The 24,893-nt window shown below is 72.4% G+C and carries 23 protein-coding genes and 5 tRNA genes; 21 read left to right on the plus strand and 7 right to left on the minus strand.

Going from position 1 to position 24,893, the window contains the following annotated elements:
- Nucleotides 1-9: 9 nt before the first annotated feature.
- Nucleotides 10-3,849: a nitrate- and nitrite sensing domain-containing protein gene (locus AB0398_RS04045; protein WP_366372190.1), complete on the minus strand. Its 3,840-nt coding sequence runs from the start codon at nt 3,847-3,849 to the stop codon at nt 10-12.
- 571 nt (nt 3,850-4,420) lie between these two features.
- Between AB0398_RS04045 and AB0398_RS04050 the strand changes: the two genes are divergently transcribed.
- From AB0398_RS04050 to AB0398_RS04090, 9 genes are all read left to right on the plus strand, one after another.
- A complete protein-coding gene (locus AB0398_RS04050) occupies nt 4,421-4,624 on the plus strand; it encodes a hypothetical protein (RefSeq protein ID WP_366372191.1) in 204 nt (67 codons plus the stop codon).
- Between the two features lie 161 nt (nt 4,625-4,785).
- On the plus strand, nt 4,786-5,589 hold the full coding sequence (locus tag AB0398_RS04055) for a fumarylacetoacetate hydrolase family protein (RefSeq protein WP_366372192.1): 804 nt from the start codon (nt 4,786-4,788) through the stop codon (nt 5,587-5,589).
- On the plus strand, nt 5,582-7,054 hold the full coding sequence (gene gltX, locus AB0398_RS04060) for a glutamate--tRNA ligase (RefSeq protein WP_366372193.1): 1,473 nt from the start codon (nt 5,582-5,584) through the stop codon (nt 7,052-7,054). Before AB0398_RS04055 ends, gltX begins: the two co-directional genes overlap by 8 nt.
- A gap of 87 nt (nt 7,055-7,141) precedes the next feature.
- Complete coding sequence (locus AB0398_RS04065) at nt 7,142-7,864, plus strand: HAD family hydrolase (protein WP_366372194.1); 723 nt, start codon at nt 7,142-7,144, stop codon at nt 7,862-7,864.
- A gap of 92 nt (nt 7,865-7,956) precedes the next feature.
- Nucleotides 7,957-8,028: transfer RNA gene (locus AB0398_RS04070), tRNA-Gln, on the plus strand.
- Nucleotides 8,029-8,070: 42 nt separating this feature from the next.
- Nucleotides 8,071-8,143 (plus strand) — tRNA-Glu (locus tag AB0398_RS04075).
- Nucleotides 8,144-8,227: 84 nt separating this feature from the next.
- Nucleotides 8,228-8,300: transfer RNA gene (locus AB0398_RS04080), tRNA-Glu, on the plus strand.
- A gap of 14 nt (nt 8,301-8,314) precedes the next feature.
- Nucleotides 8,315-8,386: transfer RNA gene (locus AB0398_RS04085), tRNA-Gln, on the plus strand.
- Between the two features lie 39 nt (nt 8,387-8,425).
- Nucleotides 8,426-8,498: transfer RNA gene (locus tag AB0398_RS04090), tRNA-Glu, on the plus strand.
- A 131-nt stretch (nt 8,499-8,629) separates the two neighbouring features.
- Here AB0398_RS04090 and ndgR read toward each other — a convergent pair.
- Nucleotides 8,630-9,346, minus strand: coding sequence for an IclR family transcriptional regulator NdgR (ndgR, locus tag AB0398_RS04095; RefSeq protein WP_005311436.1), 717 nt, complete (start codon nt 9,344-9,346; stop codon nt 8,630-8,632).
- Nucleotides 9,347-9,486: 140 nt separating this feature from the next.
- On the opposite strand from ndgR, the gene leuC reads away from it, so the two are divergent.
- From leuC to AB0398_RS04115, 4 genes are all read left to right on the plus strand, one after another.
- The gene (gene leuC / locus AB0398_RS04100; RefSeq protein ID WP_366372195.1) at nt 9,487-10,911 is read left to right on the plus strand and encodes a 3-isopropylmalate dehydratase large subunit; all 1,425 of its coding nucleotides are present in this window, start codon (nt 9,487-9,489) and stop codon (nt 10,909-10,911) included.
- A gap of 6 nt (nt 10,912-10,917) precedes the next feature.
- Nucleotides 10,918-11,511 (plus strand): 3-isopropylmalate dehydratase small subunit, encoded by a 594-nt coding sequence (gene leuD, locus AB0398_RS04105; protein WP_366372196.1) that lies wholly within the window; start codon nt 10,918-10,920, stop codon nt 11,509-11,511.
- A 104-nt stretch (nt 11,512-11,615) separates the two neighbouring features.
- On the plus strand, nt 11,616-11,843 hold the full coding sequence (locus tag AB0398_RS04110; RefSeq protein ID WP_015036430.1) for a hypothetical protein: 228 nt from the start codon (nt 11,616-11,618) through the stop codon (nt 11,841-11,843).
- A gap of 143 nt (nt 11,844-11,986) precedes the next feature.
- The gene (locus AB0398_RS04115; protein WP_366372197.1) at nt 11,987-12,691 is read left to right on the plus strand and encodes an HU family DNA-binding protein; all 705 of its coding nucleotides are present in this window, start codon (nt 11,987-11,989) and stop codon (nt 12,689-12,691) included.
- A gap of 175 nt (nt 12,692-12,866) precedes the next feature.
- On the opposite strand, the gene AB0398_RS04120 is transcribed toward AB0398_RS04115, so the two are convergent.
- Together AB0398_RS04120 and cofC are read right to left on the minus strand one after the other, a co-directional pair.
- Nucleotides 12,867-13,076, minus strand: a complete 210-nt coding sequence (locus AB0398_RS04120; RefSeq protein WP_366372198.1) for a hypothetical protein — start codon at nt 13,074-13,076, stop codon at nt 12,867-12,869.
- Between the two features lie 10 nt (nt 13,077-13,086).
- Nucleotides 13,087-13,734 carry a 2-phospho-L-lactate guanylyltransferase gene (gene cofC / locus AB0398_RS04125; protein ID WP_366372199.1) on the minus strand — a complete coding sequence of 216 codons (648 nt, stop codon included), beginning with the start codon at nt 13,732-13,734 and terminating at the stop codon, nt 13,087-13,089.
- Between the two features lie 126 nt (nt 13,735-13,860).
- Here cofC and AB0398_RS04130 point away from each other — a divergent pair, with 126 nt between their 5' ends.
- From AB0398_RS04130 to AB0398_RS04140, 3 genes are all read left to right on the plus strand, one after another.
- A complete protein-coding gene (locus AB0398_RS04130; protein WP_366372200.1) occupies nt 13,861-14,613 on the plus strand; it encodes a lysophospholipid acyltransferase family protein in 753 nt (250 codons plus the stop codon).
- Nucleotides 14,610-15,611 (plus strand): NAD(P)H-dependent glycerol-3-phosphate dehydrogenase, encoded by a 1,002-nt coding sequence (locus AB0398_RS04135; protein ID WP_366372201.1) that lies wholly within the window; start codon nt 14,610-14,612, stop codon nt 15,609-15,611. Before AB0398_RS04130 ends, AB0398_RS04135 begins: the two co-directional genes overlap by 4 nt.
- A gap of 82 nt (nt 15,612-15,693) precedes the next feature.
- Nucleotides 15,694-16,833: a D-alanine--D-alanine ligase family protein gene (locus AB0398_RS04140; protein ID WP_366372202.1), complete on the plus strand. Its 1,140-nt coding sequence runs from the start codon at nt 15,694-15,696 to the stop codon at nt 16,831-16,833.
- Between the two features lie 55 nt (nt 16,834-16,888).
- On the opposite strand, the gene AB0398_RS04145 is transcribed toward AB0398_RS04140, so the two are convergent.
- Together AB0398_RS04145 and AB0398_RS04150 are read right to left on the minus strand one after the other, a co-directional pair.
- Entirely contained in the window at nt 16,889-17,383 is a 495-nt protein-coding gene (locus AB0398_RS04145; protein ID WP_366372355.1) for a DUF3515 domain-containing protein, read from the minus strand.
- Between the two features lie 23 nt (nt 17,384-17,406).
- On the minus strand, nt 17,407-17,640 hold the full coding sequence (locus tag AB0398_RS04150; protein ID WP_366372203.1) for an Lrp/AsnC ligand binding domain-containing protein: 234 nt from the start codon (nt 17,638-17,640) through the stop codon (nt 17,407-17,409).
- A 233-nt stretch (nt 17,641-17,873) separates the two neighbouring features.
- Here AB0398_RS04150 and AB0398_RS04155 point away from each other — a divergent pair, with 233 nt between their 5' ends.
- Both AB0398_RS04155 and thiD read left to right on the plus strand, forming a co-directional pair.
- Nucleotides 17,874-18,836, plus strand: a complete 963-nt coding sequence (locus AB0398_RS04155) for a thiamine-phosphate kinase (protein ID WP_030220601.1) — start codon at nt 17,874-17,876, stop codon at nt 18,834-18,836.
- On the plus strand, nt 18,833-19,630 hold the full coding sequence (thiD, locus tag AB0398_RS04160) for a bifunctional hydroxymethylpyrimidine kinase/phosphomethylpyrimidine kinase (protein WP_366372204.1): 798 nt from the start codon (nt 18,833-18,835) through the stop codon (nt 19,628-19,630). The genes AB0398_RS04155 and thiD overlap by 4 nt, the downstream gene beginning before the upstream one ends.
- A gap of 151 nt (nt 19,631-19,781) precedes the next feature.
- Here the strand turns inward: thiD and rpmB are convergent, their stop codons facing one another.
- A complete protein-coding gene (gene rpmB / locus AB0398_RS04165; RefSeq protein ID WP_003957616.1) occupies nt 19,782-19,967 on the minus strand; it encodes a 50S ribosomal protein L28 in 186 nt (61 codons plus the stop codon).
- A 237-nt stretch (nt 19,968-20,204) separates the two neighbouring features.
- On the opposite strand from rpmB, the gene AB0398_RS04170 reads away from it, so the two are divergent.
- From AB0398_RS04170 to rsmD, 3 genes are all read left to right on the plus strand, one after another.
- Nucleotides 20,205-21,986, plus strand: a complete 1,782-nt coding sequence (locus tag AB0398_RS04170; protein WP_366372205.1) for a DAK2 domain-containing protein — start codon at nt 20,205-20,207, stop codon at nt 21,984-21,986.
- A gap of 59 nt (nt 21,987-22,045) precedes the next feature.
- Nucleotides 22,046-24,238 carry an ATP-dependent DNA helicase RecG gene (gene recG / locus AB0398_RS04175; RefSeq protein ID WP_366372206.1) on the plus strand — a complete coding sequence of 731 codons (2,193 nt, stop codon included), beginning with the start codon at nt 22,046-22,048 and terminating at the stop codon, nt 24,236-24,238.
- A 69-nt stretch (nt 24,239-24,307) separates the two neighbouring features.
- Entirely contained in the window at nt 24,308-24,892 is a 585-nt protein-coding gene (gene rsmD / locus AB0398_RS04180) for a 16S rRNA (guanine(966)-N(2))-methyltransferase RsmD (protein ID WP_366372207.1), read from the plus strand.
- Nucleotide 24,893 lies beyond the last annotated feature (1 nt).

Consider the following 24,893-nt stretch of genomic DNA (forward strand, 5'->3'; position numbering starts at 1 on the left):
CGCGTTCAACTAACGCTCCTGCTGATGGTTCGGACCGAGGTGGTGATTACCCGTGGTCGAGTTACCGGCCTGACGGCCCTGTTGAATGCCGCGGCGCAGATTGGTGAGCCGGCCGCGGACGTCGTCGGGTGCACGCGAGACCTGGGGGCCGGCCGTGTTGGCCTGCTCCTGCGCGGTCCCGGGTACGAGGTTGGCCTTCGGCACGCGCCGGGGGAGGCCGGAGGTGGTGACGCCGCCGGCCGCGGGCTTGCGGACCCGCTCGGCCTGGCGCACCAGCTCGTCGTTGGGCGAGGTCCGCCAGGCGGCCCCGCCGTTCTGGCGGGCGTCGCCGCCCTGGTCGCCGCCCTGGTGGGGGGCCGGGGCGGGCGCGCGCGGCACGACCGGGGCCTGCCCCGTCCGCGCCGGGTCCTGGGCCTGGGACTGCTGGGCCTGTTCCTGGTGGAACCAGTTGGTCTCCAGCGTGTCGTACAGCGGCGTGCGGCCGTCGCCCGCGCCGCCCGCCGGCGGCAGGGCCTCCGGACGGCGCGGCTGCTGGAGCTGCGGCTGCTGCGGCTGCTGACGGCCCGGCTCGGCCGGACGCGGGGCGCCGAAGTCGTTCCCGCCGGTCCGCTGACGCGGCGCCGGGGGCTGCGGGGCCTGCGGCTGCGGCGCGAAGGGCTGCTGCCCGCCGAACTGCTGCTGCTGGCCGCCCTGGTACCCCTGCGGGGTCTGGGGCTGCTGCGGCGCCTGCTGCTGCGGGGCCTGCCGGCCGCCGAAGTCGGGGCGGGCGAACTGGCCGGTGGCGCCGGGGCCCTGCTGCGGAGCGCCGAAGTCCGGGCGCGGGAACTGCGCCGTGGACGTCGGGTCCTGCGCACCGCCCTGGTAGCCCTGCGGGATCTGGGGCTGCTGCGGCTGCTGCGGAGCCTGCTGCTGCCGGCCCTGCTGCGGGGCGCCGAAGTCGGGGCCCGGGAACTGGCCGGTGACACCGGGACCCTGCGGGGCCGCGAACCGGCCCGTCGTCTCCGGGTCCTCGTGACCGCGCGGGGCGTCCAGCGGGGACATCTCCTGCTGCGGACGGCGCACCGGCTGCTGCTGCGCCTGCTCGTTGCCCCAGCTCGCGGCCTGCGGACGCTGCTGCTGCTGCTGCGGGTTGCCGCCCGGCAGCTCGGCGCGCGGGAAGTCGTACCCGCCCTGCGGCGCCTGCTGCTGCGCGCCGGGACCGGCCTGCGGGGCGCCCTGGCCGCCCCACACGTCCGTACGGGAGGGGATGGCGCTCGCGGCGCCGCCGATGAGGCCGCCACCGCCCGGGCGCGGGGCCTCGGGGGCCTGGGGCGCCTGCGGGTTCTGGGGGACCTGCGGCAGCCGGCCGGTCTGCTCCGACTGCGCGTTCTGCGGCTGCGGGGTGCGGGACTGCGGCGCGCCCTGCGGGCCGCCGGCGAGCGGGGCGCCGTCGCGGGCGGGCAGCGCGGCCCGGGGGCCGCTTCCCGCGCCGACCTGGCCGCGCGCGGCACTGGCACCGGCGCCGAGGCGCCCGGCCGCCGAGGACGGCGCGCCGCCCTGGCCCGGACGTCCGCCGGAGCCGCCGGCCGCGCCGGGGCCGCCGGGCAGCCGGCCGCCCGGGGCGGAGGAGCCCGGAGGCATCGCGCCCTGGCCGCCCGGACCCTGCTTGGGCATGGGCTTCTTGCCGCCCTGGGCGACGTCGACCGGGAGCATGACGAGCGCGGTGGTGCCGCCCGAGTCGGAGGGGCGGAGCTGGATGCGGATGCCGTGTCGCAGGGACAGGCGGCCGACCACGAACAGACCCATGCGGCGGGAGACCGAGACGTCCACGGTGGGCGGCGAGGCGAGCCGCTCGTTGATCGCCGCGAGGTCCTCGGGGGAGAGGCCGATGCCGGTGTCGTGGATCTCGACGAGCACCCGGCCGTCGGGCAGCGCGTGGCCGGTGACCCGGACCTTGGTCTGCGGGGAGGAGAACGAGGTGGCGTTCTCCAGGAGCTCGGCGAGCAGGTGCACGAGGTCGTTGACGACCCGGCCGGCGACCTCGGTCGCCGGGACCGCGGCCAGCTCGATGCGCTCGTACTGCTCCACCTCGGAGGCGGCGGCGCGCAGGACGTCGACCAGCGGGACCGGGCGGGTCCAGCGGCGGCCCGGCTCCTCGCCGGCCAGGACGAGGAGGTTCTCGCCGTTCCGGCGCATACGGGTCGCGAGGTGGTCGAGCTTGAACAGCGAGGAGAGCTGGTCCGGGTCGGCCTCGCGGGACTCCAGCTCGGAGATGAGCGAGAGCTGGCGCTGGATGAGGCCCTGGGAACGCCGCGAGAGGTTGGTGAACATCGCGTTGACGTTGCCCCGGAGGAGGGCCTGCTCGGCGGCGAGGCGGACGGCCTCGCGGTGCACGTCGTCGAAGGCCGCGGCCACCTGGCCGATCTCGTCCCGGGAGTGCACGCCGACGGACTCGACGGAGGTGTCGACATCCTGCGGGTCGGACTCGGAGAGCTGCTTGACGAGCTCGGGCAGGCGTTCCTGGGCGACCTTGGTCGCGGTGTCCTGGAGGCGGCGCAGCGAGCGGATCATGGACCGCGCCACGACGAAGGCGCCGACGAGCGAGACGCCGAGGACGAGCAGGATCAGCGCACCGTTGATGATGGCCTCGCGCTGCGACTCCTGCCGCAGCTCACGGGCCATGGACTCCATGTCGCCGAGCAGGACGCTCTCGATGCGGTCCATGGCGGCGATCTTGGTGCCGTACTCGTCGGTGAAGTTCAGGTGGCCACGAGGGTTGGTGTTCGCGTTCTCCATCGCCTTGTCCGAGGTCAGCACGCGCTCGGCGTACTTGTCGGCCGCGGTGATGGACGGGTTGCCCCGGTTCAGGGTCGACGTCAGGTCGTCGGCGTCGCCGCCGGTCGACTTGTAGATCGCCTGGAAGGACTTGAGCTCGACGTTCTCACTGTTGAGCGCGGCCTCGCCGTACAGCCGGTCGCCCTGCTCGATCTTGCCGCGCGTCCGGTCGCTCGGGGGCAGCGCCGCCGCGATGATCGCCTGCTGGATGGAGGCGTACTCCTTGGCGGACGAGAACGCGGCGAGCGCGCGGGTCCGCTTGATCATCTCGGGGTTGCTGGTCGCCTGCGCCATGTCCTGGGACAGGCTCAGGAGCGAGCGGATGAGACGGCTGTACGCCTCGACCGTCACCGAGTTGGAGACGTCCTTCTTGTACGCGCTGCTCCGGATGGCGTGGAGCTCGGTGACCTGCGAGGCGATCTGGCTGACGTTCTGGCGGATGCTGCGCAGCGACTCGTCGCCCTCGGAGGAGGGGATCTCCTCGGTGGCGGCGAGGAAGGCCTTGAGCTCCAGGTCCGTCTTCCGGCGCGGGTTGGAGACCTGGTAGTCGCTGACCGGGCGGCCGTTGGCCAGCGGGCCGGCGGAGTGGTCGCGCTCGGCCTGGAGGGCCTTGGCGAGGTCGGTGGCCTCACGGGTCAGCTTGGTGAGCAGCTGCATGTGGTCGAGCTGCTCCATGTCCTGGAGCGACTCGCTGATGCGGATGCCGCCCAGGGCGGTCGCGGCGACCACGGGGAGGGTGAGGAGCGCGACCAGACGCGTGGAGATGCGCCAGTTGCGGAGCGCTATTCGGGGGCCGACCTCGTTCTCGGCCTTGGGCGCGGGCGCGGCGGACGGCTCGGCCGGGGAGGCCCCGGCGCCCGCGCGACGGCCGCCGTCACCGCCCTCGCCGGACGGACCCTGACCCTGGTTCGGGGTGTGCGAGGCCGAGGGACCGCGGTCGGTCCCGGCACGCGGTTCCTGCTCCGCCGGAGCATCCGCTCGGCCCTGACGGGCCTGGGGAGACCCCGAGCCATCCCTCTTGAAACGTCCCTGCACTAGCGTCGCAACCTCTGGACCAGGCGTCCCTCCGGGTGAACGGAGAGGACGGTGTCGGTGTCGATCGGGGTGTTGTGGAGCACCCCAGGTGGTCGTCGGTGACCGGCGCAGTTCCCCCTTCGTCCCGCCACTCGGCCGGCGCTGCGTCGCGCCTCCTGCGCGCCGGCTTGAAACCCGCGGCGGTGCGGGAATTCCAGCACAGTGCCGGATCTCCAACAAGGGCCGCGTGTCGCGCCGCGAAGGCTATGACAACGTGTGCACGGCGTGTCACCCCATGTAGAAGATGATCACGGAGGATTCGGACTTTTCCGTGCCAATGACACGGCATCCCCGTGTGTCCCAGTCGACATGATCAGGAGCGGAATGGAGCATTCAATGGCGAAATGCCCCTTTCCGTGCCGACAGGCCACCGTCCGTAATGCCTGGAATGTGCCGTCATTGGTGAGCAAACTCACACGCGGATCGATGTCTCAGCCATGCATTCGAAGGGGATCCCATGTTTAGCCTGACGCTTTACGCCCCTTACGCGCCCGCACGGGCGCCCGTCCCGGAACAAGGTCTGATCACCGCGATGAACAAGACGACGCTCCGCACCACGGCCAACCCCCGCCGCTCCACCCTCGTCCACCTCGTGGACGCCGCACAGCTCGGCCGGGGCGCCCAGCCGGAGTACGCGGCCGAGCTGCCCGGCCGGACGGCCAACCCGCGCCGCACCGTCCTCATGCAGGCCCCGGCCCCGTACGAGCCCGCCCCGTACGCCACCGTCGCGCGCTAGGACCCGTCCGGCGGACCGGGGCCGGACGGATCCGGGGAACCGGCCCCCCGCCCCCGCTCCCACCGGCCCGTACGCCCGCATCCCGCCGTTCGGCGGCCCCTCGCCGCGTTAGCCTGGAGCGTCAGACTCCAGCCAGTACCAAGTGAGGGGCGACAGCACTCGTGCGCATCGCCAGATTCTCCATCGACGGCAACGTGGCCTTCGGCGCCGTCGAGGGCGAGGGACCCGCCGAGTCCGCCGCGTCCGGCGGCCTCGTCCTCGACATCATCAAGGGCATCCCGTACACCGACTTCGAACTCAGCGGCACCAAGGTCCCGCTGAGCAAGGTGCGGCTCCTGCCCCCCGTGCTCCCCAACAAGGTCGTGGCCATCGGCCGCAACTACGCCGAGCACGCCGCCGAACTCGGCAACGAGGTCCCCGACGTCCCCGTCGCCTTCTTCAAGCCCACCACCTCGGTGATCGGCCCCGGCGACGCCATCGAGTACCCCTCCTTCTCCGACGAGCTGCACCACGAGGCCGAACTGGCCGTGGTGATCGGCCGCATGTGCCGCGAGGTGCCCCGCGAGCGCGTCAAGGACGTGATCTTCGGCTACACCTGCGCCAACGACGTCACCGCCCGCGACGTCCAGAAGCGCGAGAAGCAGTGGGCCCGCGCCAAGGGCTTCGACACCTCCTGCCCGCTGGGCCCCTGGGTCGAGACCGGCCTCAGCCTCGCGCAGGCCGGTGACCTGACCGTCCAGGCCACGGTCAACGGCGAGCAGCGCCAGCTCGGGCGCACGAGCGACATGGTCCGCTCCATCGAGGACCTGGTCGTCCACATCACCGAGGCCATGACGCTCCTCCCCGGCGACGTCATCCTCACCGGCACCCCGGCCGGGGTCGGCCCCCTCAACGTCGGCGACGAGGTCGCCGTCACCATCGAAGGCATCGGCACTCTCACCAATAAGGTGATCAAGCGTGGCTAACGCGATCCGCGTCCGTTTCTGTCCCTCGCCGACCGGCAATCCCCACGTGGGCCTGGTCCGCACCGCCCTCTTCAACTGGGCCTTCGCCCGGCACAACCAGGGCACCATGGTCTTCCGCATCGAGGACACCGACGCCGCCCGCGACTCCGAGGAGTCGTACGAGCAGCTGCTCGACTCCCTGAAGTGGCTCGGCCTCGACTGGGACGAGGGCCCGGAGGTCGGCGGCCCGCACGCCCCGTACCGCCAGTCGCAGCGGATGGACATCTACAAGGACGTCGCCGACAAGCTGCTCGCCGGCGGGTACGCGTACCCCTGCTACTGCACCACCGAGGAGCTCGACGAGCGCCGCGCCGCCGCCCGCGCCGCCGGCCGCCCCTCCGGCTACGACGGCCACTGCCGTGACCTCACCGAGGAGCAGAAGGCCGCGTACGAGGCCGAGGGCCGCGCGTCGATCGTCCGCTTCCGGATGCCCGACGAGCCGATCACCTTCACCGACCTGGTCCGCGGCGAGCTCACCTTCACCCCGGAGAACGTGCCGGACTACGGCATCCTCCGGGCCAACGGCGCCCCGCTGTACACCCTGGTCAACCCGGTCGACGACGCCCTGATGGAGATCACCCACGTCCTGCGCGGCGAGGACCTGCTCTCCTCCACCCCTCGCCAGGTCGCCCTCTACAAGGCGCTCATCGAGCTGGGCGTCGCCAAGCAGATCCCCTCCTTCGGGCACCTGCCGTACGTCATGGGCGAGGGCAACAAGAAGCTCTCCAAGCGCGACCCGGAGGCCTCCCTCAACCTCTACCGGGAGCGCGGCTTCCTCCCCGAGGGCCTGCTGAACTACCTGTCGCTCCTCGGCTGGTCCTTCTCGGCCGACCAGGACATCTTCACCATCCCCGAGATGGTGGCCGCGTTCGACATCGCCGACGTGAACGCCAACCCGGCGCGCTTCGACCTCAAGAAGGCCGAGTCGATCAATGCCGACCACATCCGCATGCTGGACGTGAAGGCGTTCGCCGAGGCCTGCGAGCCCTGGCTGCGGGCCCCCTTCGCCAACTGGGCCCCCGAGGACTTCGACCGGGCCGCCTGGGAGGCCATCGCGCCGCACGCCCAGACCCGCGTCACCGTCCTCTCGGACATCACGGCCAACGTGGACTTCCTCTTCCTGCCGGAGCCGGTCTTCGACCAGCCCTCGTGGGACAAGGCGATGAAGGGCGAGCCCGCGGCCCTCCTCACCACCGCCCGGGAGAAGCTCGACGGCGCCGACTGGAGCGACCCCGAGTCCCTCAAGAACGCCGTCCTGGCCGCCGGCGAGGCCCACGGCCTGAAGCTCGGCAAGGCCCAGGCCCCGGTCCGCGTCGCGGTCACCGGCCGCACGGTCGGCCTGCCGCTCTTCGAGTCCCTGGAGATCCTGGGCAAGGAGAAGACCCTGGCCCGCATCGACGCGGCCCTGGCGAAGCTCGCCGCGTAGGCACCGCCTCTCGTACGACGCCGGAGGGCGGCGACCGGATCCGGTCGCCGCCCTCCGGCGCACCCCCGCCGTGGGTACCGTGGCCCCATGACCATCCGGGCGGTCCTCTGGGACATCGACGACACGATCTTCGACTACGCCACCGCCGACACGGCCGGGATGCGCGGCCACCTCGCGGCCGAGGGGCTCCTCGACGGGTTCGGCACGGTGGAGGCGGCCCTCGACCGGTGGCGGGAGCTCACCGCCCTCCACTGGCGCCGCTTCGAGCGGGAGGGCGGCGACTTCCTGGACCAGCGGCGCGACCGGGTCCGCGACTTCCTCGGCCGGCCGGAGCTCACCTCCGCCGAGGCCGACGCCTGGTTCGACCGGTACGTCGTCCACTACGAGGCGGCCTGGGCGCTCTTCCCCGACACCGTGCCCGTGCTCGACCTGCTCGCCCGTGACTACCGTCACGCGGTCCTGTCGAACTCCAGCATCCACAACCAGGAGCGCAAGCTCCGCGTCCTGGGCATCCGGGACCGCTTCGAGGCCGTCCTGTGCGCCGCCGAGCTCGGCGTGGCCAAGCCCGCCCCGGAGGCCTTCCACGCCGCCTGCACCGCCCTCGGCCTGCCCCCGCACCAGGTGGCGTACGTCGGGGACCAGCCGGACATCGACGCCCGGGGCGCGGTGGAGGCGGGGCTCATGGGCGTCTGGCTGGACCGCGCGGACACCGGCGGCCGGCCCGAGCTGGAGCGGATCACGGAGCTGAGCCAGCTCCCCGACCTGCTGCGCTCGGCTACCCGTTTTGGAGCGCAGTCCACCTTCGGGTAATGTTCTTCCTGCGCCGAGGGGAGCAAGCCGAAAGGCAAGAACCCGGAAAGCGCAAGCCGAGCAGGATCCCCCTGGCGGGGAAGCTGCCCCGGTGGCCTATGGTGTAATTGGCAGCACGACGGTTTCTGGTTCCGTTAGTCTTGGTTCGAGTCCAGGTAGGCCAGCTCGCAGAGCTTTATCTGCAATCCGCGGATCTGATCCGCAAGGCCCCCGTTGTGTAGCGGCCTAGCACGCCGCCCTCTCAAGGCGGTAGCGCCGGTTCGAATCCGGTCGGGGGTACAGATCCATCCTGTAGATCACTTGGGTAGCTCCCGGTGGATCTGCGGTGACATCACCCGGCTCCGGCCGGGTGGGATCGCTAGGGCCCCCGTTGTGTAGCGGCCTAGCACGCCGCCCTCTCAAGGCGGTAGCGCCGGTTCGAATCCGGTCGGGGGTACGGTGTAACCACCATGGCCTATGGTGTAATTGGCAACACTACGGTTTCTGGTACCGTCATTCTTGGTTCGAGTCCAGGTAGGCCAGCTCGCAGAGCTCATCTGCACCGCGGATCTGATCCGTAAGGCCCCCGTTGTGTAGCGGCCTAGCACGCCGCCCTCTCAAGGCGGTAGCGCCGGTTCGAATCCGGTCGGGGGTACAAGACGAAGAAGCCCTTCCCTTCGGGGGAGGGCTTCTTCGCTGTTCCCCGCCGTACGGCTCCGGACACAACTCCGGCCCACCGCTGCGGCGTTGGAGCGGTGGGCCGGGACGAACGGGAAAAGGGAAACGTCAGCCGTTGCGGCGGAGCGCCTCGGAGAGACGGGCGGCGGCGTCGATGACCGCCTGGGCGTGCATGCGGCCCGGGTGGCGCGTCAGGCGCTCGATGGGGCCCGAGACCGACACGGCGGCCACCACGCGGTTCGAGGGGCCGCGCACGGGCGCGGAGACGGACGCGACGCCCGGCTCCCGCTCGCCGATCGACTGGGCCCAGCCGCGGCGCCGCACGCCCGACAGGGCCGTCGCCGTGAAGCGGGCGCCCTGGAGGCCGCGGTGCAGCCGCTCGGGCTCCTCCCAGGCCATCAGGATCTGCGCCGACGAGCCGGCCTTCATGGTCAGCGTCGAGCCGACCGGGACCGTGTCCCGGAGGCCCGAGAGCCGCTCGGCCGCCGCCACGCAGATGCGCATGTCGCCCTGGCGCCGGTAGAGCTGGGCGCTCTCGCCGGTGACGTCGCGCAGATGCGTGAGCACCGGGCCCGCGGTCGCGAGGAGGCGGTCCTCGCCGGCCGCGGCGGCGAGCTCCGCCAGGCGCGGGCCGAGGATGAAACGGCCCTGCATGTCGCGCGCCACCATCCGGTGGTGTTCCAGTGCCACGGCGAGACGATGTGCCGTGGGTCGTGCGAGTCCCGTCGCCGCGACCAGTCCTGCGAGGGTGGCCGGACCGGACTCCAGGGCGCTCAGGACAAGGGCTGCCTTGTCGAGAACGCCTACGCCGCTAGAGTTGTCCATGCAACGATATTCGCGTCTCACTCTGTGAAACGCAAGTTCAATTTCCCGGGGAACTTGTCACTCTGGTGAGGCGGCCGCACAACGGCCCGCGAAACGGGTCTCTAGTTGTGCCGGCGTAGACGTCGGCCGGAGGGAAAGCGATGGGTAGGACACTCGCGGAGAAGGTCTGGGACGACCACGTCGTCCGGCGCGCCGAGGGCGAGCCCGACCTCCTCTTCATCGATCTGCACCTGCTGCACGAGGTGACCAGCCCGCAGGCCTTCGACGGCCTCCGCCAGAACGGCCGGCAGGTGCGGCGCCTCGACCTCACCATCGCCACCGAGGACCACAACACCCCGACCCTCGACATCGACAAGCCGATCGCCGACCCCGTCTCCCGCGCGCAGCTGGAGACCCTCCGCAAGAACTGTGCCGAGTTCGGCGTCCGCCTGCACCCGCTGGGCGACGTCGAGCAGGGCGTCGTCCACGTCGTGGGTCCCCAGCTGGGCCTGACCCAGCCTGGCACCACGGTCGTCTGCGGCGACTCCCACACCTCCACGCACGGCGCCTTCGGCGCGCTGGCGTTCGGCATCGGCACCAGCCAGGTCGAGCACGTCCTCGCCACCCAGACCCTGCCGCTCGCCCGCCCGAAGACCATGGCCATCACGGTCGACGGCGAGCTGCCCGAGGACGTCACCGCCAAGGACCTGATCCTGGCGATCATCGCCAGGATCGGCACCGGCGGCGGCCAGGGCTACATCCTGGAGTACCGCGGCTCCGCCGTCGAGAAGCTCTCGATGGAGGCCCGGATGACCGTCTGCAACATGTCGATCGAGGCCGGCGCCCGCGCGGGCATGATCGCCCCCGACGAGACGACCTTCGCCTACCTGAAGGGCCGCGCCCACGCCCCCGAGGGCGAGGACTGGGACGCCGCCGTCGCGTACTGGAAGACGCTGAGGTCCGACGAGGACGCCGTCTTCGACGCCGAGGTCGTCATCGACGCCGCCTCCCTGGCGCCGTTCGTCACCTGGGGCACCAACCCCGGCCAGGGCGCACCGCTTTCGGCGAACGTCCCCGACCCGGCTTCGTACGAAGACGCTTCGGAGCGCCTCGCCGCCGAAAAGGCCCTGGAGTACATGGGGTTGACCGCCGGACAGCCGCTGCGCGACATCAAGGTCGACACCGTCTTCGTAGGCTCCTGCACCAACGGCCGCATCGAGGACCTGCGCAACGCCGCCGACCTCCTCCAGGGCCGCAGGGTCGCCGACGGCGTCCGGATGCTGGTCGTCCCCGGCTCCGTCCGGGTCGCCCTCCAGGCCGTCGAGGAGGGACTGGACAAGGTCTTCAAGGAGGCCGGCGCCGAATGGCGGCACGCGGGCTGCTCGATGTGCCTGGGCATGAACCCCGACCAACTGGCCCCCGGCGAGCGCTCCGCCTCCACCTCCAACCGCAACTTCGAGGGCCGGCAGGGCAAGGGCGGCCGGACCCACCTGGTCTCGCCCCAGGTCGCCGCCGCCACCGCCGTACTGGGCCATCTGGCCTCCCCGGCCGACCTGTCCGACGCCGTCACCACCGCGGGGGTCTGAGGAACCATGGAAGCTTTCACCACGCACACCGGCCGGGCCGTCCCGCTGCGCCGCAGCAACGTCGACACCGACCAGATCATCCCCGCGCACTGGCTGAAGAAGGTCACCCGCGACGGCTTCGAGGACGGCCTCTTCGAGGCCTGGCGCAAGGACTCCGAGTTCGTCCTCAACCGCCCCGAGCGGCAGGGCGCCACGGTCCTGGTCGCCGGCCCCGACTTCGGCACCGGCTCCTCCCGCGAGCACGCCGTCTGGGCGCTCCAGAACTACGGCTTCCAGACCGTGATCTCCTCCCGCTTCGCCGACATCTTCCGCGGCAACTCGCTGAAGAACGGCCTGCTGACCGTCGTCCTCCCGCAGGAGACGGTGGACGCGCTCTGGGAGCTGACCGAGGCCGACCCGACCGCCGAGGTCACCGTCGACCTGGAGCGCCGCAAGGTCCTGGCCGCCGGGATCGACGCCGACTTCGAGCTCGACGAGAACGCCCGCTGGCGCCTCCTGAACGGACTCGACGACATCAGCCTCACCCTTCAGAACGAAGCCGACATCGCGGCCTACGAGGCAGCCAGGCCCTCCTACAAACCCCGTACAATTACGGTCTGAGCAGCGCTTTTCCAAGACTGCGCCCCCCACCTTCCGGTGGGGGGCGCAGTCGCTTGTTGGGCCCCTGTCGGGCGACAACTCGCCCTAGATGGCACAATCGGTGCATGGAACGCGACAGCCAACTCGAGCTCTACGAGGCAGTCGCCGCCCGATTGAAGGAAGCGCACACAAGGGTGCGCTCACTGCAAGTCCCGGAGGGCGTAAGGATGGCGCTGTCCCGGAAGCTGCTGGTCGTGACGGCCGCGGCGAAGCACGATCTCAAGGACGCGGCGACGCGTCTGGACCGGTTGATGAAGGACCTCGACGAGGGCCGATTCCCAGAGGACGACTGACACCAGGAACTCCGCAACGGCTCTTCCGCGTTGCGGCACTAGGGTGATTAGCCCGTTTCGTGTTTGATTTGCGGTATATACATGCCTAACGTGCGAAAAAGCTTGAACACTTTCGTTCTGGCAATGTCTCCGAAGGGGAAGACGTGAACAAGGCGCAGCTCGTAGAAGCGATTGCCGACAAGATGGGCGGTCGCCAGCAGGCCGCCGAAGCCGTCGACCACGTGCTCGACGCCATCGTGCGCGCCGTGGTCGGCGGCGACCGGGTCTCCGTCACGGGTTTCGGCTCGTTCGAGAAGGTCGACCGGCCGGCCCGCTACGCCCGCAACCCGCAGACGGGTGAGCGGGTGCGCGTGAAGAAGACCTCCGTCCCCCGCTTCCGCGCCGGTCAGGGCTTCAAGGACCTGGTCAGCGGCTCGAAGAAGCTCCCCAAGGGCGGCGAGGTCTCCGTCAAGAAGGCCCCCAAGGGCAGCCTCACCGGCGGTGCCTCCGCGACGGTGAAGAAGGCCGCCGCCAAGAAGGCCACCACCGCCAAGAAGGCCGCCGCGAAGAAGGCGACCCCGGTCAAGAAGACCACCGCGGCCGCCGTCAAGAAGGCGACCCCGGCGAAGAAGACCACCACCACGGCGGCCGCCAAGAAGGCGACCCCCGCCAAGAAGACCGCGACCACCGCCGCCGCGAAGAAGACCTCCGCCGCCGCGAAGAAGACCACCACGGCCGCCTCGGCCAAGAAGGCCACCACCGCCAAGAAGACCGCGCCGGCCGCGAAGAAGGCCACGGCGACGAAGGCGCCCGCCAAGAAGACGACGGCGCGCAAGACCACCGCCAAGAAGACCGCCGCCAAGAAGTAGGACGTGCGGGAACGATCCGCCGGGCCGGGCTCCCTCCGAGGAGCCCGGCCCGCGGCGTGTTTGGAGGCTCGTGAGGAACCGGGAGATCCGGTGTGGGGCCGGGAGATCCCGTGCGGGCCCGGGGGGCCGGAGGCCTGAAGACCTGAAAACCCGAGGACCCGGAGGCCCGTAGGCCCTAGAAGGTCTGGAGCGTCACCAGTGTGATCCGCGGGCCGGCCCCCGGGCCGCCCGGCTCCGTCTCGATCCGTACGCGCTGGCCCGGCCGCAGCAGCAGCAGCCCGCCCGCCGCGAAGGCCTCCGCCCCGAACTCCACCGGGGTGCCGTCGTCGAGCAGCACGCTGCCGCTGCGGGTCTCGGGGTCGTACGTGTACGCGGTCGCCTGCATGGACCGCAGCCTATCCGGCCGCCGGCAGCCACCGGGCGGCCGTCCGCGGGCCGAGCCCTAGCTCCCCGGCCGCCGCCAGGTCCTCCCCGGTGTCCACGTCCCGGCGTACGGAATCCACCCCCGCGAGCCGGATTTCCACCGCCCCCGACGACAAATGCCGCAGCCTCGACGCACCCCCGAATGCCGGTGCCAATTCCACTCCCGGAGCAGCCGAGAGGAATGTCGTACCGATTTCGGCGGCGTCCGCGAGAAATGCCCTCGGAAATGCCCGGGCCGCGTCCAGGACCCGGGACAGCTCCGCCGGGCGCAGCGCCGGGAGGTCCGCGTTGAGCGCCGCCACACGCGCGTGCGGACGCCGGGCCCGCACGGCCCGCGCCCCGTGCGCGAGCGCCGCGTTGAGCCCCGCCGCCGGCGCGTCCGGCACGATCCGCGCCCCCAGCGCCGCGAGGACCCCGCCGGCCGCGGGGTCGTCGGTGACCACCACCGCCTCCCGCACGCGCGCGCAGTCCAGCACCGCTCCCACGGTGTCCTCGGCGAACGCGAGCGCGAGCCGGGGGCGCAGCCGCGCGCCCGCCGCCGCGGCCAGCCTGCTCTTCGCCAGGGCAAGGGGCTTCAGGGGTACGACGAGGGACCAGCCGTCGTCCGCATCGGTGTTCATCGCCGACCATTCTGTCCCGCCCGTGCGGCCCGCCGGAGGGGCCGGGGCGTACGGTGTCACTCGACAGCGCAGGAGCATGGGGCGACACTGACCCCCTGCCAGCCCGTCCCGGAGAAAGGTGTCCGCGTGCCCCGCCGCAGAATCGGCTTCTGGTACCGCCTCGCGGCGGTCATCGCCAAACCCCCCCTGGTGGTTCTGTTCAAGCGGGACTGGCGCGGCATGGAGCACATTCCGGCCGACGGCGGATTCATCACCGCGGTCAACCACAACTCCTACCTGGACCCGCTCTCCTACGCGCACTACCAGTACAACACCGGCCGTGTCCCGCGCCTCCTCGCCAAGGCGGGCCTCTTCAAGGCCCCCTTCGTCGGCATGATGCTGCGCGGCACCGGACAGATCCCCGTCTACCGCGAGACGACCGACGCGCTCGACGCGTTCCGCGCCGCCGTCGACGCCATCGAGCGCGGCGAGTGCGTCGCCTTCTACCCCGAGGGCACCCTGACCCGCGACCCCGACATGTGGCCCATGGCCGGCAAGACCGGCGCCGCCCGCGTCGCGCTGCTCACCAAGGCCCCCGTCATCCCGGTGGCGCAGTGGGGTGCGAACCTCGCCATGCCGCCGTACGCCAGGGAGAACAAGTTCCGGCTGTTCCCCCGCAAGACGCTGACCGTGCAGGCCGGACCGCCGGTCGACCTCTCCCGCTTTTACGGGCTCGACCCCACGCCCGAGGTGCTGCGCGAGGCCACCGAGACCATCATGGCCGCCATCACCGCCCTCCTGGAGGAGGTCCGCGGCGAGAAGGCGCCCGCCGAACCGTACGACCACCGCAGGGCCCGTCTGGAACAACGGCGCAAGGCCGCCGAAGGGGGCACCAAGTGACCAAGGCAGCCGTCTTCGGCAACGGATCCTGGGGCACCGCCTTCGCCATGGTGCTCGCCGACGCGGGCTGCGAGGTGAGCCTCTGGGGCCGCCGCGCCGAGCTCGCGAAGGAGATCAACACCACCCGCGTCAACCCGGACTACCTGCCGGGGGTCGAACTCCCCGAAGCGGTCACGGCCACCGCCGACCCGGCCGAGGCCGCCGCGGACGCCGACTTCACCGTCCTGGTCGTCCCCTCCCAGACCCTCCGCGGCAACCTCGCCGCCTGGACGCCGCTCCTCGCCCCCGACACCGTCCTCGTCTCCCTCATGAAGGGCGTCGAACTCGGCACCGCCAAGCGGATGAGCGAGGTGATCACCGAGGTCGCGGACGTCCCCGCCGAGCGCGTCGCCGTCCTCACCGGGCCCAACCTGGCCAAGGAGATCGCCGCCCGGCAGCCCGCCGCCGCCGTCGCCGCCTGCGTCGACGAGACGGTCGCCCAGCGGCTCCAGACCGCCTGCCTGACCCCGTACTTCCGCCCGTACACCAACACCGACGTGGTGGGCTGCGAGCTCGGCGGCGCCGTCAAGAACGTCATCGGCCTCGCCGTCGGCATCACGGACGGCATGGGACTCGGCGACAACTCCAAGGCCACGCTCATCACCCGCGGCCTCGCCGAGACCACCCGACTCGGCCTCGCCATGGGCGCCGACCCGCTCACCTTCTCCGGCCTCGCGGGCCTCGGCGACCTCGTCGCCACCTGCTCCTCGCCGCTCTCCCGGAACCACACCTTCGGCACCAACCTCGGCCGCGGGATGACCCTCCAGGAGACCATCGCGGCCACCAAGCAGACCGCCGAGGGCGTCAAGTCCTGCGAGTCGGTGCTCGATCTGGGGCGCCGCCACGGCGTCGACATGCCCATCACCGAGACCGTCGTCTCCATCGTCCACGAGGGCAAGCCCCCGGTCGTCGCCCTCAAGGAGCTCATGTCGCGCTCGGCGAAGCCCGAACGCCGCTGAGCCCCGCGCGTCCGGGCGACCCGGACGCGCGCGCGGCGGGGCGCTCAGGAGTTCGGGAACCGCAAGGTACCCTCATCGCGATATGAGCGAGAACACCCAGAGCCCCCGCAAGCCGCGCGTGGCCGTCGTCTTCGGCGGACGCAGCTCCGAGCACGCCATCTCCGTCGTCACGGCCGGCGCCGTCCTGAGCGCCATCGACCGGGACAAGTACGACGTGCTGCCCATCGGCATCACGACGGACGGGCGCTGGGCGCTCACCGCCGACGCCCCGGAGCGGATGGCCATCACCGACCGCGCGCTGCCGAACGTCGCCGACCTGGCCGAGTCCGAGCAGGGCGGCGTCGTCCTCTCCGTCGACCCCGCCAACCGCGAGGTCGTCCTCGCCGAGCCCGGCGCCGTGCCGCGCGCCCTCGGTGAGGTCGACGTGGTCTTCCCCGTCCTCCACGGCCCGTACGGCGAGGACGGCACCCTCCAGGGCCTCCTGGAACTCTCCGGCGTCCCCTACGTCGGCGCGGGCGTCCTCGCCTCCGCCGTCGGCCAGGACAAGGAGTACATGAAGCGGGTCTTCGTCTCCTTCGGCCTCCCGGTCGGCCCCTACGAGGTCGTCCGGCCGCGCGAGTGGGAGCAGAACCCGGCCGCCGCCCGCAAGAAGATCGTCGAGTTCGCCGCCGACCACGGCTGGCCGCTCTTCGTGAAGCCCGCCCGCGGCGGCTCGTCCGTCGGGATCACCAAGGTCGACGACCTCTCCGGCCTCGACGAGGCGATCGAGGAGGCCCGCCGCCACGACCCCAAGATCATCGTGGAGGCGCTGCTCTGCGGCCGCGAGATCGAGTGCGGCGTCCTGGAGTTCGAGGACGGCCCGCGCGCCAGCGTGCCGGCCGAGATCCCGCCCGTCACCGACCACGACTTCTACGACTTCGAGGCGAAGTACATCGACTCCGCCTCCGGCATCGTGCCCGCCCCCATCGGGGACGAGGCGACCGCCGAGATCCAGCGCCTGGCCGTCGCCGCCTACGAGGCCGTCTCCTGCGAGGGCCTGGTCCGCGCCGACTTCTTCCTCACCGAGGACGGCGACTTCGTCATCAACGAGATCAACACCATGCCCGGCTTCACGCCCATCTCCATGTACCCGCGCATGTGGCAGGAGAGCGGCGTCGACTACCCCGAGCTGGTCGACCGCCTCCTCCAGGCCGCGCTGACCCGCTCCACGGGCCTGCGCTAGCCGAGCCGGTGCCCGGGGCCGGCCGCGTAGGGACGCGACCGGCCCCGCACGGCGCCTAGGAGCACTCCGGTTCGAGCGCGCACGGGACCGACTCCGCCACGGGGGCGGCGAGATCGGCGAGCGGTCCGGCGTCGTGCTCGTACCGCGCGTCGAGGCTCACCTCGACGTACGTCTCGCGGTACACCGAGGTGAACCGGGGGCCGGAGCCCTCCGGCCGCTCCAGCATCCAGCGCACGCCATTCGCGGAGACGCCCTGCGCCTTCGCGTCGCTCATCTTTTCGGGCCGGGGGACCCCGCAGCGCAGTACGATCGCACCGTCACCCCACCCGGCGGTCAACTCGGAGCCGGGCTCCGGGTCACTCCGCTCCAGCCCCGCCACGGTGTCGGGCAGCTCCTTCGCCAGCGCCTGGCAGAGAGCGGCCTCCTCCGCCGGAGGGCTGGGGACCGCGACGGACGCCGAGGCGCCCGACGGGGAGCAGCCCGCGGACGCCAGCAGCAGCACGGCGGCCGCGACGGCGGCGGGCAGGCCGAAGGGCCGGTGGGAAGACATCACCGGCCAAGCGTAGACGGGGGCTACAGATGAACGACCGGGCAGGTGAGGGTGCGCGTGATGCCGTCCACTTGCTGGACCTTGGCGACCACCATGCGGCCCAGCTCGTCGACCGTGTCCGCCTGCGCGCGCACGATCACGTCGTACGGACCGGTCACGTCCTCGGCCTGGAGCACCCCCGGGATCTTGGAGATGGTGTCGGCGACGACCGACGCCTTGCCCACCTCGGTCTGGATGAGGATGTACGCCTGAACCACGGAACCTCCAGGGCGACCACGAGGATCTTGTGGGAGAAAGGGACGCCACGGTACCGCGTCGCCGCGGGCCGCGGGGAGACCCGCGCGTCCGGGGGCGCCCGGGGCGTGGCGTACGCAGGACAGAAGTTGACGGTCTACTTGACGGTACCCAGCACGGTGACGGCCCGCGACCCGCGGCGCGCCCAGACGCGCCCCCGCCCGCCGGCCGGCACGAAGACACGAGGTGAGACGCGGTGAAGGGCACAGTCGGAGAGCTGGGCGAGTTCGGGCTCATCAGAGAGCTCACGTCCCGGCTCACCTCCACCCCGGCGGTACGGATCGGGCCCGGCGACGACGCCGCGGTCGTCTCCGCCCCCGACCGGCGCGTGGTGGCCAGCACGGACATCCTGCTCGAAGGACGTCACTTCCGCCGCGACTGGTCGACGGCGTACGACGTCGGCCGCAAGGCCGCCGCGCAGAACCTCGCCGACATCGCCGCCATGGGCGCGGTCCCCACCGCCCTCCTCCTCGGCCTCGTCGTCCCCGCCGAACTCCCCGTCACCTGGCCCACCGAACTCATGGACGGCCTGCGCGACGAATGTCAGGTCGCGGGTGCGGCCGTGGTCGGCGGCGACGTCGTGCGCGGCGACACGATCATGGTCTCCATCACCGCCCTGGGCGACCTGCGCAACCACGACCCGGTCACCCGGGGCGGCGCCCAGCCCGGCGACGTCGTCGCCTACACCGGCTGGCTCGGCTGGTCCGCCGCCGGATACGCGGTCCTCTCGCGCGGCTTCCGCTCCCCGCGCGCCTTCGTCGAGGCCCACCGCAGGCCCGAACCGCCGTACCACGCGGGCCCGGCCGCCGCCGGCCTCGGCGCCACCGCCATGTGCGACGTCAGCGACGGCCTCATCGCGGACCTCGGCCACATCGCGGAGGCCAGCAAGGTCCGCATCGACCTGCGCTCCGGGCTCATCGACATCCCCACCCAGATGAACGACATCGGCCAGGCCGTCGGCGTCGACCCCATGCAGTGGGTGCTCACCGGGGGAGAGGACCACGCCATCGTCGCCACCTTCCCGCCGGACGTGAAGCTCCCCGCCCGCTGGAAGGTCATCGGCGAGGTCCTCAACCCCTCGGCGCTGCCCCAGGTCACCGTGGACGGCGCGCCCTGGCACGCGGCCGGCGGCTGGGACCACTTCGGGGAGACGGAGTGAGGCCGCCGCTCGTGCTCAGCGTCGCCGGGTCCGACTCCGGCGGCGGCGCGGGCATCCAGGCCGACCTGAAGACGATGCTGGCGCTCGGCGTCCACGGCATGAGCGTCCTCACCGCCGTCACCGCGCAGAACTCCCGGGGCGTCCAGGGCGTCTGGGAGCTGCCCGTGGAGGCCGTGCGCGCCCAGTACCGGTCCGTCGTCGACGACATCGGCGTCCAGGCCGTGAAGACCGGCATGCTGGCCACCGCCCCGCTCGTGGAGACCGTCGCGGAACTCCTCGCGGACACCGGCGGCGCGCCCGTCGTCGTCGACCCGGTCGGGGTCTCCAAGCACGGCGACCCGCTCCTTGCCGCGTCCGCGCTCGACGCCGTCCGCACCGAGCTGCTGCCCCTCGCCACCGTCGCCACGCCCAACCTGGACGAGGTGACGCAGCTCGTCGACGTGCACGTCGTGTACGAGGGCGACATGCGGAAGGCCGCCGAGGGGATCCTGTCGTACGGACCGGACTGGGTCCTGATCAAGGGCGGACATCTGCCCACGGGCGGGGAGGCGGTGGACCTGCTCACGGACGGCGAGGAGGAGCACTGGTTCCGCGCCCCGCGCCTCGACAACCGGCACACCCACGGGACGGGCTGCACGCTCGCCTCGGCGATCGCCTCCGGGCTCGCCAAGGGGCGCACGGTGCCGGAGGCGGTGCGGGAGGCCAAGGAGTACGTGACCGGGGCCATCGGCGCGGGATTCGCGCTGGGCACGGGCATAGGCCCGGTCGACCACGGCTGGCGGTTCAGGGACTGAGCCGGTCCGGGGGCCGAGTCGGTTCGGGGGTGTCACACGCCCCCGGACCCGTTCCCGGACCTGTTTCCGGGCATGGCAAGAGGCCGGTCCACCGAGGTGGACCGGCCTCTCAAGGCAACCGCAGGGGCTGCGCTACGACGGAACGTCGCGGTTAGCGCGAGACCTTGCCGGCCTTGATGCACGAGGTGCAGACGTTGAGCCGCTTCGGCGTCCGACCGACCACGGCACGCACGCGCTGGATGTTCGGGTTCCAGCGACGGGACGTACGGCGGTGCGAGTGCGAAATGTTGTTGCCGAAGCCCGGCCCCTTGCCGCAGACGTCGCAGTTGGCAGCCACGGGTCACTCCAAAGACTTCAGAATTACAGTGAAATCCGGCGCACCGGAATCAGGAGTCTGAAGTGGCTTGCCGGGGAACGGCCCGGACTGAACCGGGCAACCGAAGCAGCATACAACGACTGCCTCGGTGGAACGAAACTACCATGTTCCCCGCCGGCTCCGCCCCGGGCCCCGGTCACGCCCGGGACACCTCCGGTCTACCCTGCGGTGAGCTCACCGCCGAAGGAGGACCCCCCGTTGTCGCGAGCCCTTCAGCCTGACGAGGAGCTCGTCGAGCTCGACGCCGAAGCGGTCCGGACCTGGTGCGCGAGGGCCCTCGACGCCCTCGGGCGGGAGCGCGAGGAGATCGACGCGATCAACGTCTACCCGGTCGCGGACGGGGACACCGGCACCAACCTCTACCTGACGGCGGAAGCCGCCCACCGGGCCGTCGAAGCGGCCTCCGCCTCCGGTCCGGACACGGCCGAGACCGTACGGGCCATGGCCCGCGGCGCCCTCCTCGGCGCCCGCGGCAACTCCGGGACCATCCTCTCCCAGCTCCTGCGCGGCATGGCGACCGTCCTCGCCGACGGATGTGACGGTGATCACCTCGCCCGCGCCCTCGCCGAGGCCGCGCGCGAGGCCCGGCAGGCCGTCGCACGCCCCGTGGAGGGCACCATCCTCACCGTGGCGAGCGCCGCCGCCGAGGCCTGCGCGGCGGGCGGCACGCTCGTGGAGGTGGCCCGCGCCGCCCACGAGGGGGCCGTGACCGCCCTGGCGGCCACCTCCGGCCAGCTCGACGTGCTCGAACGCGCCGGGGTCGTGGACGCGGGCGGACGGGGCCTGGTGGCCGTCCTCGGCGCCCTCCTGGAGACCGTCACCGGCCGGACCCCGGACCGCCCCCAGGCCGCGCCGCTCCCGCCGGCCGCCCCCCGCGAGGACTGCGCCGGCGAGGACGGCCCCGCCTACGAGGTGATCTACCTCCTGGAGGCCGGCGAACCGGCCGTCGAACTGCTGCGCTCCCGCCTCGACGCGCTGGGGGAGTCCCTGGTCGTCGTCGGCGGCGACGGGCTCTGGAACGTCCACGTGCACGTGGACGACGCGGGCGCCGCCGTCGAGGCCGGCGTCGAGGCCGGCCGGCCCCACCGCATCCGCATCACCCACTTCGCGTCCACCGCGCCGTCGGCGCCGGGACGCGGCGCCGCACAGGGGGCCGGGAGCGGGGCCGACGACCGGTACGGGACCGACGGCGCTCACGGGGACCGGTACGGGACCGAGGGCGACGGGCACGCGCATGCGTGCGGTGCCGGGAGCGACGGGTACGCGCACGCGTGCGGCACCGACGACGACGCCGTGCGCGCCGCACGCGGGGAACGCGTCCCGCGCGCGATCGTCGCCGTCGTCCCCGGCGAGGGCCTCGCCGGGCTCTGCGCCGAGGCCGGCGCGACCACCGTGCGGACCCGCCCCGGCGAACCCCCCGCCGAGGACGAGCTCGTCGAGGCCGTCCGGCGGGCGCACGCGCGCGAGGTCGTCCTCCTGCCCAACGACACCGACCTGCGCGAGACCGCCGCCGCGGCCGCCGAACGCGTCAGGGCCGAGGGCGTCCGCGTCGCCCTCATCCCCACCCGGGCCGCCGTCCAGGGCATCGCCGCCCTCGCCGTCCACGAACCCGGCCGGCGCTTCGACGAGGACGTCGTCGCCATGACGGCCGCCGCCGGAGCCACCCGCTACGCCGAACTCGCCGTCGCCGAACACCGGTCCTTCACCTCGGCCGGCGTCTGCCAGGCCGGCGACGTCCTCGGCCTCATCGAGGGCGACGTCGCCGTCATCGGCAAGGACCTCACCGAGACCGCCCGCACCGTCCTGGACCGGATGCTCTCGGCCGGCGGCGAACTCGTCACCCTCGTCGTCGCCGACGACACCCCGCCCGGCCTCGCCGCCGACCTCGAACGCCACGTCCGCCACGGCTACCTGGCCGTCGACACCACCACGTACCACGCGGGCGCAGAGGCCCCGCCGCTGCTCATCGGGGTGGAATAGGCGCCGATCCCCGGGGTTGTCCACAGCCCTCGCCCCGGCTGTCGGTCCCGTGGTGTGCAATGGAACGCGTGCCCGCGCTCGACGAACCACTCAAGAAGTCCCTCGGCCCCGCCACCGCCAAGGTCATGGCCGAGGCGCTCGACCTGCACACGGTCGGGGACCTGCTGCACCACTACCCCCGCCGGTACGCCGAGCGCGGGGAGCTGACCACCCTCTCCGACCTGCCGCTCGACGAGCACGTCACGGTGGTCGCGCAGGTCGCCGACGCCCGCGTGCTGACCTTCAACGGCTCCAAGGGGCGCGGCCAGCGCCTCGAAGTGACCATCACCGACGGCAGCGGCCGCCTCCAGCTCGTCTTCTTCGGCAAGGGCGTCCACAAGCCGCACAAGGACCTGCTGCCCGGCACCCGCGCGATGTTCGCCGGCAAGGTCTCGCTCTTCAACCGGCGCCTCCAGCTCGCCCACCCCTCGTACGAACTCCTGCGCGGCGACCGCGAGGAGGCCGTGGACGTCTGGGCCGGGGCCCTCATCCCGATCTACCCGGCCACCACCAAGCTGGAGTCCTGGAAGATCGCCAAGGCCGTCGACGCGGTCCTGCCGGGCGCCGTCGACGCCGTCGACCCGCTCCCGGACGCCCTGCGCGAGGGCCGGGGCCTCGCCGAACTGCCCGACGCCCTGCGGATGATCCACCGGCCCCGCACCAAGGCCGACATCGCCGCCGCCCGGGAGCGGCTCAAGTGGGACGAGGCCTTCGTCCTCCAGGTCGCCCTCGCCCGCCGCCGGCACGCCGACACCCAACTGCCCGCCGTCCCCCGGCGCCCCGCCCCCGACGGCATCCTCGACGCCTTCGACGCCAAGCTCCCCTTCACCCTCACCGACGGCCAGCGGAAGGTCTCGAAGGAGATCTTCGACGACCTCGCCACCGACCACCCCATGCACCGCCTCCTCCAGGGCGAGGTCGGAAGCGGGAAGACCATGGTGGCCCTGCGCGCCATGCTCGCCGTCGTCGACTCCGGGGGACAGGCCGCGATGCTCGCGCCCACCGAGGTCCTCGCCCAGCAGCACCACCGCTCCGTCACCGAGATGATGGGCGAGCTGGCCGAGGGCGGGATGCTCGGCGGCGCGGACCGGGCCACCAAGGTCGTCCTGCTCACCGGCTCCATGGGCACCGCCGCCCGCCGGCAGGCCCTGCTCGACCTGGTCACCGGCGAGGCCGGGCTCGTCATCGGCACGCACGCCCTGATCGAGGACAAGGTCCAGTTCCACGACCTGGGTCTGGTCGTCGTCGACGAGCAGCACCGCTTCGGCGTCGAGCAGCGCGACGCCCTGCGCGGCAAGGGCAAGCAGCCCCCGCACCTCCTCGTCATGACCGCGACGCCCATCCCGCGCACGGTCGCCATGACCGTCTTCGGCGACCTGGAGACCTCCGTCCTGGACCAGCTGCCCGCCGGCCGCTCCCCGATCGCCAGCCACGTCGTCCCCGCCGCCGACAAGCCGCACTTCCTCGCGCGCGCGTGGGAACGGGTCCGCGAGGAGGTCGAGAACGGGCACCAGGCGTACGTGGTCTGCCCCCGCATCGGCGACGAGGAGGACCAGAAGAAGAAGCCCGGGGCGTCCGAGGGGGACGACGCCGAGAAGCGGCCCCCGCTCGCCGTCCTCGATGTCGCCGAGAAGCTCCGCACCGGCCCCCTCGCCGGCCTGCGGATCGCCGTCCTGCACGGCCGCATGCACCCGGACGACAAGGACGACGTCATGCGCCGCTTCGCCGCCGGCGACCTCGACGTCCTCGTCGCCACCACCGTCATCGAGGTCGGCGTCAACGTCCCGAACGCCACCGCCATGGTGATCATGGACGCGGACCGCTTCGGCGTCTCCCAGCTCCACCAGCTCCGCGGCCGCGTCGGCCGCGGCTCCGCCCCCGGCCTCTGCCTCCTCGTCACCGAGATGCCCGAGGCGAGCCCCGCCCGGCAGCGCCTCGGCGCCGTCGCCTCCACCCTCGACGGCTTCGAGCTCTCCCGCATCGACCTCGAACAGCGGCGCGAGGGCGACGTCCTCGGCCAGGCCCAGTCCGGCGTCCGCTCCTCCCTGCGGGTCCTCACCGTCATCGACGACGAGGAGGTCATCGCCGCCGCCCGCGAGGAGGCCACCGCCCTCGTCCTCGCCGACCCGGACCTCACCACCCAGCCGGGCCTGCGCACCGCCCTCGACGCCCTCCTCGACAAGGACCGGGAGGAGTACCTGGAGAAGGGCTGACCGCCCACCGGTCCCCCCGCGGCCATATCCTGAGACGTACGCACTGGACGACGCAGGACGAGGACACCGATGACCCGCGTGATCGCCGGTACGGCCGGCGGCCGGCGCCTGGCCGTGCCGCCCGGCAACGGCACCCGCCCCACCTCCGACCGGGCGCGCGAGGGCCTCTTCTCCACCTGGGAGGCGCTCCACGGCACCCTCGACGGGACCAGGGTCGCCGACCTGTACGCGGGCTCCGGCGCCGTCGGCCTGGAGGCGCTCTCCCGGGGCGCCGCCCACGCCCTCCTCGTCGAGGCCGACCCCCGCGCCGCCAGGACCATCCGGGACAACGTCCGGGCGATCGGCCTGCCGGGCGCGGAGCTCCGCACCGGCAAGGCCGAGCAGGTCGTCACCGGACCGGCCCCCGCCGACCCGTACGACCTGGTCTTCCTCGACCCGCCGTACGCCGTCGGGGACGCGGACCTCCGGGAGATTCTCCTCACACTGCGCGTGGAGGGCTGGCTGAGCGAGGATGCCCTCGTCACCGTGGAGCGCAGCACCCGAGGCGGGGAGTTCGGCTGGCCGGCCGGTTTCGAGCCACTGCGGGCCCGTCGTTACGGCGAGGGAACGTTTTGGTACGGTCGCGCCGCCTCTACGTGCGAAGACGCACGATGAC

Source organism: Streptomyces sp. NPDC086147 (genome assembly GCF_040702165.1).
Taxonomy (GTDB): domain Bacteria; phylum Actinomycetota; class Actinomycetes; order Streptomycetales; family Streptomycetaceae; genus Streptomyces.